The sequence below is a fragment of the Aeoliella sp. genome (assembly GCF_965227375.1).
In the GTDB taxonomy this organism is placed as follows: Bacteria; Planctomycetota; Planctomycetia; order Pirellulales; family Lacipirellulaceae; genus Aeoliella.
Map to the genome: position 1 here is coordinate 90,622 of NZ_CBDDFX010000002.1, position 19,889 is coordinate 110,510.

Here is a 19,889-nt window from a genome sequence, read left to right on the forward strand (position 1 = left end):
GTCTCACGCAGCACCCACGACTCCAATTCTTGCTCGGTGGCTCAGGCGATATGGATACTCTCGAAAACGAGCCGCAGGAAAATCCTTACGAAGGATCGTTGGTTCCGCATACAACCGTGGAGCACCCCGAGGAGGAACAAGGCTGGTGGCGGCGACCGGCCGGTGGGCGCGAGGTGCTCACCGTGGCGCTGCCGCTGGTGATCTCGAGTCTGTCGTGGACCATCATGACATTCGTCGATCGCGTGCTCCTGAAGTGGGACTCCGGCGACGCCATGACAGCCGCGTTCGCCGCTGGCACCGTGTGGTTCTCGACGCTGTGCCTGCCGCTGGGCATCGCCATGTACACCAGCACGTTCGTTTCGCAGTACTTTGGAGCTGGGCGGCACGAACGCATTGGCCTCGCCGTGTGGCAGGGAGTATGGATGGCCCTGGCCGTGTCGCCCGTGATTCTGCTCGCGCTGCCGCTGGCGCCGGCCATGTTCCGCCTGGCGGATCACACGCCCGAAGTTATGCAGTTGGAACTGGTGTACTTCAATATTCTCTGTTGGGGCGGACCTGCCATGCTGGTGGGCCAAGCTTTGTCGTCGTTCTATAGCGGGCGCGGCAAGACCAACGTGGTGATGATCGTCGATACTTCGGTCGCGGTGCTAAATCTAGTGCTCGACTGGATCTGGATTTTCGGCTACTTAGGATTCCCCGCGATGGGCATCGCCGGGGCAGGGTGGGCCACCGTGGTTTCGCTGTGGGTCAAAGCGGTCATTTACTTATTCTTAATCCTCCAGCGCCAGCACCGCGAGCAGTTCGGTACATTGCTTGGATTGCGGTTCGACTGGCCGCTGTTCGTTCGTCAGATCTACTACGGCGGGCCGAGCGGCCTGCAACTAGTACTCGACGTGTTGGGCTTCACTGTGTTCATCGTGCTCATCGGACGATTGGGCAGTGTGCAAGCCGAAGCCTCCAGCATGGCGTTCTCCATCAGCACGCTGGCGTTCATGCCGATTTGGGGCATGTCGATGGCGGCCAGTATCCTGGTGGGGCAGCACTTGGGCGAAAACCGCGACGACCTGGCCGCCCGCGCCACTTGGACCGCTTATACGTTCGCACTTGGCTACATGGCGTGCATCTCGGTGCTGTACATCACGGTGCCCGAGGTGTTCCTCGCTTCGTTCTTCGCCGGCGACCGCACCGGCGAAGCCCGCGAGGCGGTCCATGCGCTCTCCGTGGCGCTTCTGCGGTTTGTGGCGGCGTACAATCTGCTCGACGCGACGCTGATGGTGTTCTCCAGCGCCATCAAAGGCGCCGGCGACACGAACTTCGTGCTCCGGGTGAGCCTGGTGATGGCCACGTCGCTATCGATCGTCAGTTGGATGGCCGTCGAATGGCTCGAACTGGGCGTGTACGGTTGCTGGGCGATCATCACGTTGTGGGTGTGGGTAATGGGCGTGGTATTCCTCTGGCGCTTCCTCGGCGGCCGTTGGCGCACCATGCGCGTGATCGAAGCCACCCCACCGGACCTGCCGCCTGGGGAGTTAGAGACCGAGCCGGCCGTTTCTTGAGCGGGCGAACGGATCAAGGACAGACGCACCACCGGAGCGTCCGCCAATCGTTTTGTCCCACCTGTCCCTAAACTCGAATTCTTGGCTTCCATAAGTCGTTAACTACCAGCGGCTTGCGATTTCGCCCACCCTGAGTAGTTCCCCGATTTCGATCGGTGGTACCAAAACTCAGGCCGCGCGAGACCGCCGTTTTTGTCGTAAGTGATTACAGAATAATGAATTACGCAAGCTGACTCGCAGGTGAGCTTGCCGAGTTTTGTCCCTGGTGTATTTCTAGTAGGGACAAAACCCTTCGGAGGGGCAAGACCCCGCCAGCGCAAGTCATCTAAAAATGTCTGCGCACACCGCCCCCACCAACTGCGAAGCAGCACTCCTCATTAGATCAAATCAGAGAACGGATTCTACGGCGATCTTTTTACAGATGCGATTTTTGGGAGAAAAGTGGAAGCAAAAAAAACTGGGGTAGCGACCGCAAGCATTACGATCGCTACCCCAGGTTCGATTTGCAAAACTACTTCAACGCTCAGACGCGCGGCCTTAGTTACTCGGGCGACCCAGCGTTTCGATTTCTTGCAGTCGCTTCAGGGCATCGGCGGCCTTGAGCGACTGGTAGTTTACGCCTGCTGCGTTCAGGCTCGAACCATTCTGGAACGGATAGTCCGGAATCGTCACCAGGAACTGCTTGATGAAGTTCTGCGCCGGGACGAAGGTCCACAGGTTGTCGCCATACCAGCGGAGGTAGCCGAGGTCGGCTTCGCTGGGGCCCTTCTCGTACGGATCGGCACGCAGATTCACGATCAGCGGCCAACCGGGAACCGAGCGTGTGCCGGTGGCGATGTTGCCCACCTGGGTGGCGAAGTGAATCTTCCAGTCCTGCACGCGAATCGCATTGAGTTCACCGCCTTGGCTGAAGTAGAGGATTTCTTTGCGTGGCGACTCTTCCACCTCGCCCTTGAAGTAAGGCAGGAAGTTGTAGCCATCGGGGTGGACTTTGAAATTCCGGCCGTTGGCTCGATGTCCCTTCTTGAGCTTTTCGACAATGTCCGACTCACCGGAAGCGGCCAGCAATGTGGGCATCCAGTCCTCTTGCGAGATGATGTTGTTGTCGACCGTGCCCGGCTTGATCACGCCCGGCCAGCGGACCAGCAGCGGCACGCGGAATCCACCTTCCCAGGTGGTCCCCTTCTCGCCATGGAACGGAGTGGTGCCGCCATCGGGCCAGGAGAAGGTCTCGGCGCCGTTGTCGGTGCTGTAGATCACGATCGTGTTATCGGCGATGCCAAGGTCGTCGAGCTTCTTCAGTACCTCGCCTACGAAGCCGTCGTGTTCGACCATGCCATCGGGGTAAATGCCGATGCCCGTCTTGCCGTACGATTCCTTCTTCAGGTGAGTCCAAACATGCATGCGGGTGCTGTTGTACCACAGGAAGAACGGCTTATCGGCTTGTGCATTTCGATCGACAAAGTCCATCGCGTGCTTGTGGACTTCCTCGTCGATGGTCTCCATGCGCTTCTTCGTCAGCGGTCCCGTGTCCTCAATCTTTCCATCGGCGAACGAGTGAATCACGCCGCGGGGGCCATACTTCTTCTTGAACTCGGGATTCTTGGGGTAGTAGTACGTTTCCGGCTCTTCCTCAGCGTTCAAGTGGTAAAGGTTGCCGAAGAACTCATCGAAACCGTGCGCGGTCGGCAGGTGCTTGTCGCGGTCGCCCAGATGGTTCTTGCCAAACTGGCCGGTCGAGTAGCCCTGCTCCTTGAGCAAATCGGCGATCGTCGGCGTCCAGTCGGGGATACCGTGATCGCTGCCGGGCATGCCGATGGTGAGCAGGCCGGTGCGGAACGGGTGCTGACCCAGGATGAATGACGCGCGGCCGGCCGTGCAGCTTTGCTGCGCGTACGAATCGGTGAACAGCGCACCTTCGCGAGCGATGCGATCGATGTTGGGCGTCTTGTAGCCCATGATGCCGTGGTTGTAGGCACTGATGTTGTGCACGCCAATGTCGTCGCCCCAAATGACGACGATATTGGGCTTTTCGCTCTGTGCCGTGGCGGTGCCGGCCGCCATCGCCATCAGTCCAATGGCAATCGCAGCAGTGATGGACTTCCATCGATGCTCTTTAGACATGGTGTTCCTCCAATTGAGACGTGGATAAGTAAAAGGGCTGGGCGTGCTCCTAGTCCTGAATCTGAAGCGTCACCTTCTCAATCTGGCCGGTGAACTTAAACGGCGGTTTGTAGGCGTCGGTCACTGGTTGGCCTGTGTCTTCGCCGATGCCGAAGGTATCGATGCCGAAGCGGCCACCGACCGTGGCTTTCATCTCGCCGGTGCCAACGGTCTTACCGTTGACCTTCAGCGTGATCTCGGCTCCCTTGCCAGCGCCGCCCCCTGCGTAGTCGAAGTCGACTTCGATGGTCGACTTACCCGCGGGCAATGGCTTGTCGCTTTTCACCACGGTGTGCTTCACGAAGAAGTTGTAGTCGAACACCGGCACCCCGTCGTCGAGATAAAGCACGATTCCAGCAGCCACGCCGCCGAAGCCCATGATCACGCCTTCGGTCTTCTCGCCCTGGGTGTCGATCGTGGCGGTGAGCGTCCAACTGTTGTTCTTCATCGGCGGCGCCGCGGGCTCGGCGATGCGAGTCGCGCCGGAGAAATAGGTGTAAGTCTTCGAGTCGGGATCCCATCCGGGCACCGGCGGTTTCGGAATGGCCAGTCGACCGGCGCCGCGGTCGTCGAACGGGTAAACGTCGTGCTCCTCGGCCGCGTCGTCAAACTTCTCCTTCATGTCCTTCAGCTTGTCCGGCATCTTGGCCGCTAGATCGTCCGCCTCGGAGAAGTCTTCCTCCAGGTTGTACAATTCCCACTCGTCTTGCTCCCAATTGCCAGGCGCCAGGTCCTGCCGCCAGGGCAGCGTGTGCTGGGCGTTGGCCTTCCAGCCGTCTTCGTAGATCGAGCGGTTGGTGAATATTTCGAAGTACTGCTCGTCGCGTCCCTCGAAACTTGGATCGGTGAAGCTCTTGAGGAACGACTTACCCGCCAGCGGTTTTTGCTCGATGCCGTTCACCTCCACGGGCATGAGGATGTCGGTGGCTTCTAGAATGGTCGGCACCACGTCCACCAGGTGCAGGAAGGCGTCGCGGGGCTGGTCGTCGTGTTTGATTCTCGCTGGCCAACTGATGACCATGGGATTCCGTGTGCCGCCTAAGTGGGAGGCGACCTGCTTGCACCACTGGAACGGCGTGTTGCCCGCCCACGCCCAACCGATGGGATAATGTGGTTCGGACTCGGGACCGCCGAGCTTGTGGAGGTTGGCGACTACGTCGCTCAGTTCCGTCGATAGGCCGTTGAGGTTGCGGATTTCATTGAGAGTGCCATCCGCGCCGCCCTCGGCGCTGGCGCCGTTGTCGCCGGCGATATAGATCACCATCGTGTTTTCCGCGTCGGGCAGCTCCTTCACCGCGTCGAGCAACCGGCCGACTTCATGATCGGTAAAGGCGAAGTAGCCCGCGAAGTTTTCGAACAACGCGGCATAGACCTTCTTCTGCTCATCGCTCAGGCTATCCCACGCGGGCACCCAGTCGGGCCGAGGGGTAAGCTTGGTACCCTCGGGAATGATGCCCATCTCGAGTTGCTTCTGAAATACGATCTCGCGGTACTTCTCCCAGCCCATATCGAACTTGCCTTTGAACCGCGCGCGCCACTCTTCGGTCACATGATGCGGGGCGTGCATCGCGCCGGGGGCGAAGTACATGAAGAACGGCTTGTCGGGCGCGACGCTCTTGGCGAACTTCATCCGCCCGATCGCCCGATCGGTCATGTCGGTCATGAAGTGGTAGCCTTCTTCGGGCGTCTTGTCAGGTTCGACGGCTACCGTGTTCTCGAAGATCACCGGATAGTACTGATGCGTCTCGCCGGCGTTGAAGCCATAGAAGTACTCAAAGCCCATGCCGGTCGGCCAGCGATCAAAAGGCCCCGCGACGGTGGTCTCCCAGTCGGGCGTGTTATGATTTTTGCCAAACCACCAGGTGTTGTAACCGTTGTCCTTGAGAATCTGCCCGATGGTGGCCGTGTTCTTCGGCAGCATGGTGGAGTAGTTGGGGAATCCCGTGGCCCACTCCATCAAGAAGCCGTTGCCGCACTCATGGTGATTGCGACCCGTCAACAGCGCGGCGCGCGAAGGACCGCAAATGGCCGTCGTATGAAATCGGTTGTACCGCAGTCCCTCCGAGGCAAGCTGGTCGAAGTTAGGCGTAGGGATCAATCCACCGAATGTGGAAGTCTGGCCAAAGCCCACATCGTCCAGCAGGATCACAATCACGTTCGGCGCGCCCTTGGGCGCGGCGACCGGCCCTTGCCAGTCCGCCTCCGAATCCTTGTACGTCTTGCCGATTTTGCCTTCGAACGGAGTGAGCTCCATGGGGAGCTTCTCGCGGTCGGGCTCGTCGGCAAACGCGGAAGTGGAGAAGACTGCCAGAAGCAACAACAGAGCAAAACGCAGCATCTTTGTGTCTCCAGACAACTGCAAAAAAGGACGCCCCGGAGGGCGTCCTGAGATTGATTACCGCGACAAGGCCGCTTTGGCCTGTTGTTCACGGTATTGCTTCAACTGCTCGTCGGTGAGTTCGTGATTGGTAATTTGGATGGTTACCTTTTCGATCTCGCCGGTGAACTTGAAGGGCACCTTGTAGTCTTCGCTGACCGGGGTGCCGGTGTCTTCGCCGATGTCGAGCGTTTCGTCGAGCGACATGCGGTAGCCGATGGTCTGCGGGAACTCGGTGGTGGCCACCACTTCGCCATCGACCGACAAGGTGGCGGTGCCGCCCTTGGCCAAGCCGCCGCCATCGTACTTGAAGTCGAGCGCAATGGCGTGCTTGCCGGGCTTGAGCGGTTCTTTGCCTTCGACCCGGTAACGCTCTACGTCGCACAGGTTGTAGACGAACACGGGCTTGTTATCGAGCACGTACAGGCCCACGCCGGCAAAGCGTCCGCCCTGGGTCATCAATAGCCCTTCGGCGCCTTCTTCAGGGATGTCGACCAAGGCGCTGATGCCAAACGACTTGTTCTTCAGATCCGGGGCCGATCCCTCTGGGATGCGGGTCATACCTTCGTAGTAGACGAACTTGTTGCGCCCTTCAGTCAGGCTGGGGCGGTTCGAAATGTCGAGCCGCTCCACCTTGCTGTTGTCCAGTGGAAGCACGTCGAACTTGACCGCTTCGATGTAGAACAGCCGCTGCAGCTCCTTCAGTTTGTCGGGATGCTTCTCGGCAAGGTTTTCGCTCTCCGAGAAGTCGTCTTCGATGTTGTAGAGTTCCCAATCGTAGCCATTGATTACGTCCACCGCCTCAGCGACGCTCACCCATGGCGGAGTGGTGGGAGTGGTGCAGGCAACCCAGCCGTTGTCGTAGATCGCTCGGTTGGCGAACATCTCGAAGTATTGGGTGGTCCGCTTCGACTTGGCCTTGGTGTCTTCCCAGGTATACGCCAGGCTAACGCCGTCCATCGGTTCTTGCGTGACGCCGTCGATGGAGTCGGGAGAGGGTACTCCCGTGGCTTCCAGGATCGTCGGCGTGATGTCGATCACGTGGTGGAACTGCGAGCAGACCTTGCCCGCGTCCTTGATCTTCTTGGGCCACGAAATCACCATGCCGTTGCGGGTGCCGCCAAAGTGGGAGGCCACCTGCTTGGTCCATTGGAACGGGGTGTCCATCGCATGCGCCCAGCCGATGGGGTAGTGGTTGAACGTCTTAGGACCACCCAAGTCGTCCTTGCGCTTGTAGACCTCCTCGAAAGGCACCTCGATGTTGTTGAAGAAGGTCATCTCGTTCAACAGGCCGTTCGGGCTGCCTTCGGCGCTGGCGCCGTTGTCGCCCTGGATGTAGATGACCAGCGTGTTGTCGAGTTCGCCCATCTCGTCGATGGCGTCGATGATCTTGCCAAACTGGTGATCCGCGTGCGACAACGCGCCCGCATAGACCTCCATCATGTGGGCGTAGACTTCTTTTTCTTTGTCATTCAGGTCGTCCCAAGCGCGAATGCCCTTGGACCGCTTGGTGAGCTTGGTTCCCTCGGGCACCACGCGTGCTTGCTTCTGGCGGGCGAGCGTCTGTTCGCGCACTTTGTCCCAACCCTGATCGAACTGCCCGTCGAACTTTTCGATCCACTCTTTCGGCGCGTGGTGCGGTGCGTGAGCGGTTCCCGTGGCGTAGTAGCAGAAGAACGGCTTGTCCGGTGCCACGGCGTTTTGCATGCGAATCCAGTTGATCGCCCGATTGGCCATGTCCTCATCGAAGTTGTAGTCGGGATCGTCGGTCGGCGGTTCTACGGGCCGCGTGTTTTCGACGATTGCTGGCGACCACTGGCTGGTGTCGCCGCCCACGAAACCGTAGAAGTACTCGAAACCGAGTCCCACCGGCCACAGGTCGAACGGACCTGCCTGGCTTGTCTGCCAGTCGGGCACATTGTGGTTCTTGCCGAACCAAGCGGTGTTGTAACCGTTGTATTTGAGAATCTGGCCAATCGTGCCACATGACTTCCGCACCACCGTATTGTACCCGGGGTAGCCGACGCCGATTTCCATGATGCCGCCAGTGGAAACGTGGTGATGATTGCGTCCGGTGATCAGCGCAGCGCGCGTCGGAGAGCAGAGCGCGGTGGTGTGAAACTGGTTGTACCGCAGCCCCGAATTCGCCAAGCGGTCGAAGGTCGGCGTGGGGATCGGCCCGCCAAACGTGCTGCTGGCTCCGAAGCCAACGTCGTCGGTTAGGATGATCAACACGTTGGGAGCCCCTTCTGGTGCTTTTACCTCAGCGGGGAAGTCCTTGACCGACTCAGCCGGCGTCAGCCCGATCTTCCCTTTGAACGGAGCTTGGCGAATTGGCAGTTTGGTTCGGTTGAAGTCATCGGCCGATACAGCCGACGCAAATACGATCGACAGCAGCATGCAGAATAGAGACCTACACATCGTGCGAAACTCCCCAGAGAATTAGGTGAAAAGTACGCACGCACAAGCAACACGCACGTTGCCCATAGCTTATCCCATTCATACGCAGTCGGGGACTACTTGAGGCGTAAAATCCACGCTTTTTTTCTTGCTGGCTGCAAGCGGTGGTTTCCTCTGTCCGAGGTCGTCAGGCCGAACCGTGCTTTCATCGCACAACACCTTCCATTCTGTCCAAAGAAGTCTCCTTCAGTAGTCCGCAGCTGAAGACTCATCTTTGGATCGTTTTGGTCGTCTGCGGTTCAGCTGCAAGTCGCCGATGGTACTCGGTTTACCGGTCCGCGCCAGATCGGTTATGGTGCTTTTCTGGAGTAGGTTCCATTTTCCGTTTCAAGGAACAAAAAAGATGAAGGCCAATCAAGCGATTGCTTCAGCGCTAGCGATGACAACCCGCGTGCTCGACTCCTACATTGCCGATCTGAGCGACGAGCAACTGCTCGAAAAGCCGGCCGAGGGGTGCAACCCGCTGGCTTGGCAGTTGGGGCATTTGATTACCTCGGAGTGCCAATTGCTCAACATGCTTGCGCCCGGCGCAGCGCCGGAACTGCCCCACGGGTTTGCGGTCAATCACGCGCGAGAAGACCCAGGCAGCCTCAACCCGGCAAACTTCTGCAGCCGCGAGGAGTACCAGGCGTTGTTCGACAAGGTCCACGCAGCGAGTCTTGCGGCGCTGGAGAAGGTGACTGAGGAACAACTCGACGCCCCCGCACCAGAGATGATGCGCGAGCGCTTCCCCACCATGGGTGATATCTGGATGCTGCTCGCCCTGCACGGCATGATGCACGCCGGGCAGTTCGTGCCGGTGCGGCGGAAGCTCGGCAAACCGGTGGTGATTTGACCTTTGTGCGCAGTCGTAGACGAGGTGTCATTCCGACAGCAGGCTAACCGACTGAGGAATCTCGGTGGGCCATGCGGTGTTGTAGGAGCTTGGCGCGGCAAGCCAGATTTCGCGGTCGCCGGACTCCCTTCGAAAGGACGCGCAAACTAACCCAACCACCGCACAAGCTCCTCGGCCATCACCTCCGCCGCTTCGGGGTGTAGCCGCAGCCACAACTCCGGCTCAACGAGTTCCAACTCCATCACGGCCGCGTGGCCCTGGGCGTCTTCGACCATGTCGACGCGCCCGTAAACCGGCAACTCGTCGCAAGCGGCCATGGCACGCTGGGCGAGGTCGATTTGCTCTGCGGTTGGCTCATAGAGTTCTACGGTGCCGCCGTGGTCGTCCTGCACGCGAAAGTCGCCCGGCTTGGCCCGCTTGCGGACCGCATGGGTGTAGCGGCCGCCGAACATCATGAGCGTGTCCTCGCCTTGCTGGACGATCGACTGCTTGAACGGCTGCAGCAGAAACGACTCCTGCCCCAACAGTGGCGCCAGCCGCGCGTCGATCTCTTTGGCATTGGAGTGGTTCACACGATACGTATGCCGCGCGCCGCCCGAGATGCATGGCTTCACGACCGCCTCGCGCCAGAGGGTCTCGTCGAGTAGCGCGGCCAATCGTGCCGAATCACCAAGTTCGATGAACCGCGAAGGCACCACCCGGACACTTCGCGCTTCGAGATCAGCCAGATAATGCTTGTCCACGTTCCAAGCGAGCGTCGCGGGCGGATTGCACACGTGGGTGACCTGCTGCACGCGGTCGAGCCACGCTGCGAATTCCGCGAACCGCTCGAAGTAATCCCACGTCGAGCGAATCACCGCGCAGCGAAACTGCGACCAGTCGACCGCCGGATCGCTCCAACTCACGCGCGCCGCGCTCAAGTCGTGTCGCGCGAGCGCGTCGCTGAGCAGCCGATCCTCGTCCAGAATGTTCTGCAGATACCAATCGTCTGCAGCCGCCTCGGCGGCGGTGTAGCGGTCTTCGGTTACCAGGGCGATGTGGGGCATTTGAGAATCGCTTTCCCTGCGAATGGGTTGCACGCTCCGCTACGTCAGTGTGTCGGACCGCGTCCAGGAAACGCAAACGATCGAGTGTCGCGATCAAAGTAAGGAACATTGTCAGGAGTGTCGTCAAAGCAGTTCAGCACCGCATGACACGTCGCGAAGGCGAGAGCCATCGACGTCGTGTCGACAGGATTGGTGTGCAGTCTCTGAACGTTTACTCTGAATTCCGTTGAATCTGGGATGCATGCGAGGGCATAGTTGACCCCAAACTGGATCGCAGCAAGGTACTCGGCGTTGGCCTCGCTGCTCGCTTGGCTGTCGAGTGTCACAAGCGGACCCTCCCCGGACCGCCTCACGATGCTAACAGTGACATCGGCATACACCGCCCAACCGCCAATTTGCTCCGCGAGTCGGTAAGAGCCGGTTCTGGTGCGCGACATGCGTGCTTTTTCTGAAATGGTGCCAAAGACCCTCCGCCTCACGGTGAGAGAGGGGCGGCAACGGCGCTATCCTGGAGCAGGCTCACCAGAGAAGGCTCTGTGCATTCGTTTGGAAGCCTCGGCGACGTATCCATCGCCAGACAACACTAGTTTCCTTAGTCGGGCCAGTAGTGCTGGGCTACCGTAGTTGCGTGGAACGCTGGTTCTGTCGGCCAGTTCACTTAACTCGTACAGTCCTCCGACGACTTCGTTGTTGTTGGTGCTATCGAGCGCCTTGCAGACTGCCTCTACAATCCGATTTGGGTCCAGGCAAAGGCGATTCGAAAGTTTGAGACCGACAATGCGACCGTCGACCAGGGGTGAACTGAGCAATAGTCCTGGAAGTTTCTCGGGGATGCAAACTGAGTTCGGTTGAGCTCGCAAGTAGTCACTTGCCGCGCCGCCAAGATGCCACAACGTCGCAGGGCCTTCGGCCGCGCTGTAAATCGAGTCGAATCGCGACTGAAAGTCTGCCGCCTCGAGTTGCAGCGCCGCGTTCCAAAGTTCCTTTGCCAAGCGAGCCGTGTTGTCAGTATTCGAAGGCATCGATCGAGCCGCTTTGTTACCGCAGTAGGCGTTCGTTGGTTGTGGACCGGGGGCAAACGCCCTGCAATGATCCCCGGCGCAGGCCTCTACAGCTTCTCCTGCACCATCACGACCCATTTTGTGTCGATCCGCTCGTCGGTTTGTGTGCGGACGATTACGACCGGTTCGACTGCGCACCAGTAGCGATCGCCACTGTTGGGATGGAGGGGGTCGGCGTAGTCCATGACGATGGGCGAGCGGTCATCCACCGCCTCTTCGACCCTCTCGAGCAACTCTGGGCTCAAACGGACGGGCGGGGCGTCTCGCTTGTTGATTTTGGCCAAGTCCTTGTGGTGCAGAACGAGCCCTCGGTTGCGAGAGTCGTTATCGACATTGTCGGCTCGTAGATCCACCAACAAGACTTCCCGCCCGTCCAACTCACGATCTTCCAGCACGGCGAAGTCGCCCAAGTCGACACTCATGGCAAGCACTCCCGAGACATCGCGCTGGGAGGCAAGTTGCTGATCGGTCCAAATCGGAACGCTGAACGCTACCTTCAATTGCCCACTGGAGGTGCTCCGATACACGGCCGACTGATTCGGCGAACGAATCGGTTTGACCCCTTCGGTTTCCTTGGGTAGGTCGGCGCCCTGTCCGTGGAAGTAGTCGCGATACGCGTAGTACCCACCCAAACTCGAGGACTTTGGCGCGCGGGCAACCTGAATTCCGTCTCGGCTGACGATAAACCAACTATCGGATGCAGTCTTCCGGTCGAACCTCGTCTTGCGCCCCTCAATCCAGCTCTGCATCGGGACCCACGAGACTTCGCCAATGGGAGATTCGTCAACTCGGGTAAGGTAAGCCTGCAAACTCACTTCTCCTTCGGGAGTATTGAGTTCCGCCGACTCCACAAGTTCGTTGAGCTCGGTGAATCGACTGTCGATTTCCCCAGCGACGTCGGAGGCAGCGGTTTGCGCCGCGAATGTGGCGGCCTTCTGCTTGGATGCTGTGAGCTGCGCTCGGTTTTTGGAAACCTGGTCCGCCAGCCAAACGCCGGCCGCGATGGCCACCACCAGCCCCGCCATCGCCCCCCACAACCACCGCCGGGTGGCCACCGGGGAAGCAGTGAGCGTCGAGCCAATTCGCCGCCCGGCGAGCAGCGTGTCGGAGTGCGTGCCGTTGGCTTCGAGCGTGTCGCTGGCGTGGCCCTGCTGCGTCGGCGCGTTGGCCGGTTTGTGTCGGGCTTGCTCCACCAGGTCGACCAGCGAGTTCCCTACGGCAAACTGCGCCAGGTCTTCGGCCAGTTCGGCCGGCGATTGGTACCGCTCGTTGGGTTCCTTGGCCAGCGCCTTGCGAAGCACGTTCCACAGTGGCCGGGGGATCTCCTGCCCACCGCGAATGGGCGGAACCTTCCCCTTTTCGTGGGCTTTCTCCGGGCGAAGCTCCGAATCCAAAAACGGCGGTTTGCCACTCAGCAGGTGGTACAACGTGCAGCCCAGCGAGTAGATGTCCGAACGGATGTCGACGCTGGTAGTCCGCCACTGCTCGGGGCTCATGTACATCGCCGTGCCCATTGCCCGATGATCGAGCCGAGTGAGCCGTTCGTGGTCGTCGCCCACCAACAGGGCGAGACCCAAGTCGAGTATTTTTACCAGCGGCTGCTGCTGCGGCATCGCAGGCGTATCGGCTCCCACTAGATGCGGTGTGGCGACCGCGGTGACCATCAAGTTCGAAGGCTTGATGTCGCGGTGCACCATGCCCTTTTTGGCAATGTAATCGAGCCCGATGGCTGTTTGCCGTGCCACCTCGCAGGCGTTGGCCACCGACATCGGTCCAAAACGTTCGACCAGGTCGCCCGCGCTGGTTCCGTTGACGTACTCCATCACCAGAAAGTGCGTCTCGTCGTCCGGCGTGGAGGAGTCAATGGCAACCACGATGTTCGGATGCTCGAGTCCGCCAATCGCCTTGATTTCCTGATAAAAACGCTTCACCACTTCGTGCTGACCTGCGGCCACCAGATGCGGTTTAATCACTTTCACCGCGGCCAACTTGCCGAACTGCGAATGGCGTGCTTTGAACACGTCGCCCATACCGCCGGCGCCAACCATGTCGCCCAACTCGTACTTGCCCAGACGCATAGGGCGTGTGGCTGTGGTGCTGGCCGGGACACCTCCGTCGGGTAGGATTCTCGCGAGCTTCGAGTAGGCAACCGTATCGGGATGAACGGTCCACTCGCGAGGCTTCTCTACTTTCGGTGTTTGACGTGTGTCTTGCGCCTTGCGGTCGTCGAACAGCAACTCATGTATTTCCACCGATCCGATGCCTTTCAGGTCGCGGCGTCCGTGCGAGTGAAACTCCACTCCGTTCAGCCCTGCGTCTTCCAGGATCGCCCGCGCCGCGCGCGACACCAGTATCTGACCGCTGGCCGAGAAGTCGTTCAGCCGCGCGGCGTAGTCGACCGCTTTGCCGATGAAGTTGTGGGGATCGCGCGGATCGATTTGCGGCGAGCCCAGGTGCATGCTGATCCGCACTTGGGCCGTAGTGCCCTTGGAACTCGAGAGCGGCTTGTCTTCATGACTGCGGACGATCTCCATCGCCCACTGGGCTGCTGAGACAGCGTCGGCGAACACCAGGAAGTGCCCGTCGCCGGCTGTGGAGACGACGCGGCCGCCAAAATCGGTCGCGTATTGCTCGATCCGGTCCCGATGGGGGGTAAGGATTTGCGTAACGAACGCCATGTCCCGCTCGGCATCGCTGCCGCCGGGCATCTCGCTCTTCAGGTCCACCGACCCCACCAGGTCGGAGAAGACAAAAGTCCGCAATTCGGCCACTTTTGGCGTTTTGCCTCTGTTTTTTCTGACAACTAACGTGCAATCGAACCGCCTGCGGACAGACGAAACACCGCCCGCCAGCTACGAGTTTACGCCTTTGACGCCCAAAATCCCACACGTTCCCCATAGAAAGCGAAATCGGGCCTACCCAGGGGCGAGGAGAAAAACTGCTTGAGGGTTTGGCAGACCTGAGTAAACTGAAGAAATGGAACAGAGACTGTCTGCCCCGACTTGGCTTGGTGCCAGGACGGCGGGCAACTCTCGCATGACCGGCTTTGTTGCCGTGGTTTTTGTACTCGCGTCGAACGATCCAGGTCCCACGGTGGGCCTTGGTTTCGGGGCAATCGGCGACGAGCGCCCCGAGCAGGCGGTCCGAATAGAGGTTCATCCGTGAATAGCATCTCCGCATTTGCCCCCCGCCTTGCGCTCGTCATGGCGCTGCTAATGGCTCCCATTGGCGTCGCCCACGCCGACGCGATCGACCTCAGTCTAAACCTCTTCTACAACGACGACACCGATCCCGCCTCCGGCGGAACATGGCAAGTTGCCGCAAAAGCCGACCAGTTCGGCATCGGCAACGTGTTCTTTCATTTGCAGAATATCACCATCTCGGGCGCCCCCGTTCTGCGGGGGCCCAGCGGCACCGTGAATGGCGGCGACCGGGCGGGGTTCCAGCTCACTCGCTCCCCGGATTTAGGCGGGTATTACACGTTCGCCGTTATTCAGCCTAAGCTTGGGCACTCGGAAGAGTCAGCCTTCTACGGCGTCGGATCCATTATGGACCCGGACGGAGCAACGCCCAACTACACGAATCAATCGATCGACTTCCCCAACGCCACGGCGATTGGCCCCGAGTTGACCACGCTCGCCAATGGCAGCAACCTGCTATGGGGCGATGGCGATCCACTGGGTGACACCGACTGGGATCACGCGGCCATCCTCGTATCCGGCACCTTTGCCCCGGGGTTGAGCCCCTCGTTTTTCGCTACCCCCACCGTTATCCCAGAGGGCGATGTCTTTATAGAGTTGCCAGCAGACGTCAACTCCGTGGGAACGCGCTCCGACCGGTTCGAAGCCACCACTGTGGTCCGAAGCAACCTCACCACCCCCACGGCCGACTTCGGCGACTACAACGAGGATGGCATCGTCAACCTGGCCGACTACACCGTTTGGCGCAACACGCTAGGGGCAACAGTCACTGCCGGGAGCGGTGCCGACGGCGACCAGAGCGGCGTTGTCGACGCGGGAGACTACGATGTCTGGAAGAATAACTTTGGGTTAGCCGCAACCCCGATCGTCGTGGGATCCGTTTCCACGGCACCGGTTCCGGAACCACAAAGCCTTGTTTTGTTAACACTTACAGCCATAACCGCCCACTTTTTCCGCTCCTCGAGGTCTACCGGCCGAGAGAAGAAGAATCGGTTATGCGAGATTTTACCGAAAAAGCTTTAATCACTATAGAAACTGCTTGACAGCCCCGAAACGCCCTAACATAATGCGTCCGTGCTGACCATTGAACTCGCTGCCCGTTTGGTGGTCACCAAGAGAGTTGTGTTATTGGTTCGGAGTAACAACATGCAAGACCTCCCCGTGTGGGAGAATCTTTGTGTTGTCTGCTTGACCACCACTCATCTTCTACGGGCAATGTTTCAGCGGTTCGGAAAAAAGCTTTACAAGTCAACACCGAACTCGCTCCAGTGCTATCTGGGGCCAAGCTGAAAGTTCCCCGTAGAAGAGGAGTGGCCAAGCGGCCGATGCACCAATGACGAGACAAACCGTGTTCATCCAATTTCGCAATCGTCGTCTTTCAATCAACGAGGGTGGAGAGATTTCAATGTCCTGGACTAAAATTACTTGCTTCTTTGCTTTCTGCGCCCTGCTGGCAGCACCTGTGATGGCCGACCCCAGTTTGTCGGTGGAAGTTGCCACCGGTTCGGCGGCCGCTGTGGGACCCAATGGTGGTTTCCAGTGGGTGATCGGTATTAACCCTGATGAAACCCTGTTCTTCGACGTCGCCGACGACAATCCCGATCAGGGTGTCGGTGGCTCCACTGCCATCGACGTTGGCTTCGAGCTGACCGCCGGTGCTGGTGCTGTAGGTTCGACGCTCGATGGGACCAACACTGAGTATGAGAATGTTGGCAACTCGGTTTTCGGCGATGAGGCCGCTGGGTGGGACGGCGTTGAAATTGGCACCGTCGACACCAACATTGCTGTTGCCGTTGGTAGCACGTTCTTCACGGGTTCCAATGCCTCCGACTTGTCGGTTGTCTATGACTTGGCAACCATCGAGACTGGCCCCATCAACACCGCAAACCTGACGACCTCGATTTCTTGGGGCGGCATGTACGACGCCAACGGCGACGACGGTGGCACTACCCACGGTGGTATCGCTCAGTATGACCAGAGCAATCCCCTGGACGGTCAGTACGGAACGCAGGGCTCGGCGACCTACACCGCTTTGGCCGGTGACGCCAACCTTGATGGCACGGTCGACCTTCTCGACCTCGACCTCCTAGGAGCTAGCTGGAGCGCCACGGGCGGTTTTTGGGCAGAAGCTAACTTCAACAACCAATCCGACGATGTTACAGACCTTCTGGATCTCGACATTCTCGGTGCTAACTGGGGAGTCTCGTCTGGCGCCATTGGTGCGGTAAACGTACCTGAGCCGTCCACCGTGGCTTCGCTCGTCTTGCTACTGGGGGCCGCCGGTGCAATCCGGTTCCGTCGCAGCTAGAATCCGATAAGGGCTAGTTTCCATACTCCACTTGATCCATGCTGCATGGGAGTAGCTAGTGATATCGTGATTGGAACAGAAACTGCTACCAGAATTGGTTTCTTCATAGACATTTGACCCCATTAGTACAACATAGGATAAGATTCAATGATTCGTAAATTCTTTGCCGCGTCTGCAGTCGCGATGCTGTTGATGGCACACAGCCAAGCTGCGTTGATTGGGAGCCTTGCATTGGACCAGGCCGGTGTGAACGCCTCCGATGGTGGTAACGCGCTGGTTGTCGATACATACGCGTTCAGCGTCGAGAATACCGAGCCAAGTGCCGTAACCAGCATCGAGATGTCCTTCAGTGGAAACTTCTGGACTATTCCCGGTATCAACGCCACTTTTCGCAATGCTCCAGTGTTGCCCCAATTTCTTGGACAGAACCTCGCCGACTCTTTCTTTGTCACCGATGGTACTCAACTAGTTGGTGACTCGGCCGATACGACCACTACTCTGCGGGGTGCTTGGACACTTCCCGGCGGTGGCACGCCCATCGTTGGCTCAGGGGAAACCGAAGTGCTCGCTTACTTGACCGTTCCTACTGGCCAAGTACCCACCTTTGATGGCGGCCGTGGTGCTGTAGCGGGCGAGTTTGTCGAAATCGGCGCTGGTCAGAACAACAGCCTTGAGGGCATGTATGTTGGTCCTGGTGGCAGCTTGAGCGATGGTCTTCAGGGTGCTTTCGGTGACCGCAATGGTGGCCCCATTATTCTCGACAACGCTATCATGCTGATGAATGGTGGTGGTGAACTGGCCGATTTGCAGCCGATCAATGCTTCTATCGTTTTCGGTCCAACCACCGGCCTTGGTGTTGCCACTGGTACAGTGACTGACGGAGATAGCGATGGCAAGTACGACATAATGATTGATGCTGATTTCTCCAGCCTCTCTCCGGATACGGTGTTCGCTGGCGAGATTTTGTTTGCCACTCAAGCTGATGCCGATCCAAACGCTGTTGGCTTCGGCTTCTCGATCAACGTTCCCGAGCCCTCAACGGTCGTTCTGTCTGGTTTGGCGTTGTTTGGTCTGGTTGGATTGGCCCGCCGTCGCGGTTAACAATCTTCCCTCGATCTTTGTGAAAAATACAGAACCTCAGTCGCCTTGTGCGGCTGAGGTTTTTTTTGTGACGCGTTGAAGTTGTAACATCAAAATCAAATTGACAAGTAGGAAGTCGATTATGATGTTGGGCTATGGATCTCCTTAGCTAGAAGAAGCAGTTCACCCGGCGAATTAGTTGCCATACGGCGAATCCGAGCGGCATCTAGGTTTTCTGCAGTTCCTCACCCAATTTGGCTTGCATTATCACAATCGCACGATTAAGATCATGGGCGTGTGCTGGGTGTTTTCCTTTTGGAAATGACTACACACACAAACTTTTTAGAAACCTGAGAAAATAATGCTTGCAAGTCCGCCCAAGGGCGGTTAGACTAGAAGCGTTGCAAGAAATTCCTACTTACACGAGTAAGAACTAATACAGACCCCAACAATTTAGGAATCCACCGACCGCAAGCAGCGGCCGGAGGGTTCCTTTTTTGTTGGGGTTTTTTGTTTTGTAGTCGCCCTTTTGGAACCATAAGCAAGACGACTCGCTCTTCCATTTGCGGAGAACGCTGCCCGGTCGCTTGCCGAACGGAAATATCGGTTACTAGAAGTCAGGAATACGAGGCCTAGTGAAAAGCAAGATCTGGTCTAGTCGTTCGATTGCGATCGATCGACTTAAGTAGCGGGGAGAAATCTCCGCAAAGCTTCTTAAACTCTCTCTCAAGAATTAACTTCTGCAAGGAAACTCAACATGCTTAAACTAACCAAGATCTTTGTTGCTACGTTTTTGGTCGCTGCGACGGCTGGTGTTTCGCAAGCCGCTTTGACTGGTACGTGGGTTCTCGATCAGTCGAACCTGACCGCATCGGATGGTGGCGCTGCCATTCAGGTCGATACTTACAAGTTCGATGTCACCAGTACGGAGACGAGTCCGGTGACCAGTATTGAACTGGCATTCGGCGGAAACTTCTGGACTATCGCTGGTATCAATGCGACGTTCCGCAACACCGCCGAGTTGCCCGTGTTCCTCGGCCAAAGCCTTGCGGATTCGTTCTTCGTCACTGATGGCACTCAGCTTGTTGGTAACTCCGAGGATACTACGTCCGTTCTGTCTGGTGCCTGGACGCTTCCTGGTGCCACCACAGCGATCGTTGCCCCCGGCGCGACCACGACCATGGCATACTTGACCGTGCCAACTGGGGAGACCCCCACTTACACTGCGGGTCGCGGAGCAGTGGAAGGGTCGTTTGTGGACATCCTTCTGGGATCAACAGGCGGTGGCGACCCCGTTGCAATTGGCGATCCCAGCGATGGAAGCATGATCTCCATGCAGGGCGCGTTCAACGACAAGTCGGGTGTTCTGGCCGAAGCTATCATGCTGTCGAACGACAACCCGCAGAGCGACGATCCCCTGGCCATCTCTGAATTGGTCTTCACCTCGAACGACCACGACCTGTTCAGTGCCGCGCCTAATGGCAGCGATCCCCTTAAGGTTGACCTGTTCATCGACTATGACGCTGCTCGTCTGCTGCCGAAGCAGAATGTGCAGGGTGTGCTCGAAGTCCGCACCAACGGCGGTACGCTCACCTACACCCTGGGTGCCCGTGTCCCCGAGCCCTCGACGATTGCTCTGTCGAGCCTCGCCCTGGTCGGCTTGGTTGGCTTGGCCCGTCGCCGCAAGTAGGTCCTGGACCACTTGAGCAGCCGCGGCTGCTGACAATCTGAAACCCACAAGGCGGGGTCGAGCGAATGCTTGGCCCCGCTTTTTTTAAAGCGGGCTGATTTTGGGGCCAGGGA

At 58.6% G+C, this 19,889-nt stretch carries 12 protein-coding genes; 6 read left to right on the plus strand and 6 right to left on the minus strand.

The features are described 5' to 3' along the window. Positions 1–50 precede the first annotated feature (50 nt). Positions 51–1,556, plus strand: a complete 1,506-nt coding sequence (locus ACQK2L_RS13445; protein ID WP_425397533.1) for an MATE family efflux transporter — start codon at positions 51–53, stop codon at positions 1,554–1,556. Positions 1,557–2,093: 537 nt separating this feature from the next. Here the strand turns inward: ACQK2L_RS13445 and ACQK2L_RS13450 are convergent. From ACQK2L_RS13450 to ACQK2L_RS13460, 3 genes are all read right to left on the minus strand, one after another. Continuing rightward, positions 2,094–3,626: an arylsulfatase gene (locus ACQK2L_RS13450; protein ID WP_425401094.1), complete on the minus strand. Its 1,533-nt coding sequence runs from the start codon at positions 3,624–3,626 to the stop codon at positions 2,094–2,096. A 103-nt stretch (positions 3,627–3,729) separates the two neighbouring features. Further along, positions 3,730–6,057, minus strand: a complete 2,328-nt coding sequence (locus ACQK2L_RS13455; protein WP_425397534.1) for an arylsulfatase — start codon at positions 6,055–6,057, stop codon at positions 3,730–3,732. A gap of 57 nt (positions 6,058–6,114) precedes the next feature. Then, complete coding sequence (locus tag ACQK2L_RS13460; protein ID WP_425397535.1) at positions 6,115–8,517, minus strand: sulfatase-like hydrolase/transferase; 2,403 nt, start codon at positions 8,515–8,517, stop codon at positions 6,115–6,117. A 382-nt stretch (positions 8,518–8,899) separates the two neighbouring features. On the opposite strand from ACQK2L_RS13460, the gene ACQK2L_RS13465 reads away from it, so the two are divergent. Next, entirely contained in the window at positions 8,900–9,391 is a 492-nt protein-coding gene (locus tag ACQK2L_RS13465) for a DinB family protein (RefSeq protein ID WP_425397536.1), read from the plus strand. A 146-nt stretch (positions 9,392–9,537) separates the two neighbouring features. Here the strand turns inward: ACQK2L_RS13465 and ACQK2L_RS13470 are convergent, their stop codons facing one another. The 3 genes from ACQK2L_RS13470 to ACQK2L_RS13480 form a co-directional block, all read right to left on the minus strand. Continuing rightward, positions 9,538–10,437, minus strand: coding sequence for an ATP-grasp domain-containing protein (locus tag ACQK2L_RS13470; RefSeq protein ID WP_425397537.1), 900 nt, complete (start codon positions 10,435–10,437; stop codon positions 9,538–9,540). Positions 10,438–10,940: 503 nt separating this feature from the next. Continuing rightward, a complete protein-coding gene (locus ACQK2L_RS13475) occupies positions 10,941–11,459 on the minus strand; it encodes a hypothetical protein (protein WP_425397538.1) in 519 nt (172 codons plus the stop codon). Positions 11,460–11,545: 86 nt separating this feature from the next. Further along, complete coding sequence (locus ACQK2L_RS13480) at positions 11,546–14,260, minus strand: protein kinase domain-containing protein (protein WP_425397539.1); 2,715 nt, start codon at positions 14,258–14,260, stop codon at positions 11,546–11,548. A gap of 399 nt (positions 14,261–14,659) precedes the next feature. Here ACQK2L_RS13480 and ACQK2L_RS13485 point away from each other — a divergent pair, with 399 nt between their 5' ends. The 4 genes from ACQK2L_RS13485 to ACQK2L_RS13500 all read left to right on the plus strand — a co-directional run bounded on the left by ACQK2L_RS13485 (position 14,660) and on the right by ACQK2L_RS13500 (position 19,776). Further along, positions 14,660–15,721 carry a hypothetical protein gene (locus tag ACQK2L_RS13485; RefSeq protein ID WP_425397540.1) on the plus strand — a complete coding sequence of 354 codons (1,062 nt, stop codon included), beginning with the start codon at positions 14,660–14,662 and terminating at the stop codon, positions 15,719–15,721. 382 nt (positions 15,722–16,103) lie between these two features. Continuing rightward, a complete protein-coding gene (locus ACQK2L_RS13490; RefSeq protein ID WP_425397541.1) occupies positions 16,104–17,006 on the plus strand; it encodes a PEP-CTERM sorting domain-containing protein in 903 nt (300 codons plus the stop codon). A gap of 147 nt (positions 17,007–17,153) precedes the next feature. Beyond that, positions 17,154–18,107 carry a PEP-CTERM sorting domain-containing protein gene (locus ACQK2L_RS13495; RefSeq protein ID WP_425397542.1) on the plus strand — a complete coding sequence of 318 codons (954 nt, stop codon included), beginning with the start codon at positions 17,154–17,156 and terminating at the stop codon, positions 18,105–18,107. 736 nt (positions 18,108–18,843) lie between these two features. Next, on the plus strand, positions 18,844–19,776 hold the full coding sequence (locus ACQK2L_RS13500; protein WP_425397543.1) for a PEP-CTERM sorting domain-containing protein: 933 nt from the start codon (positions 18,844–18,846) through the stop codon (positions 19,774–19,776). The last annotated feature ends 113 nt before the right edge of the window (positions 19,777–19,889 follow it).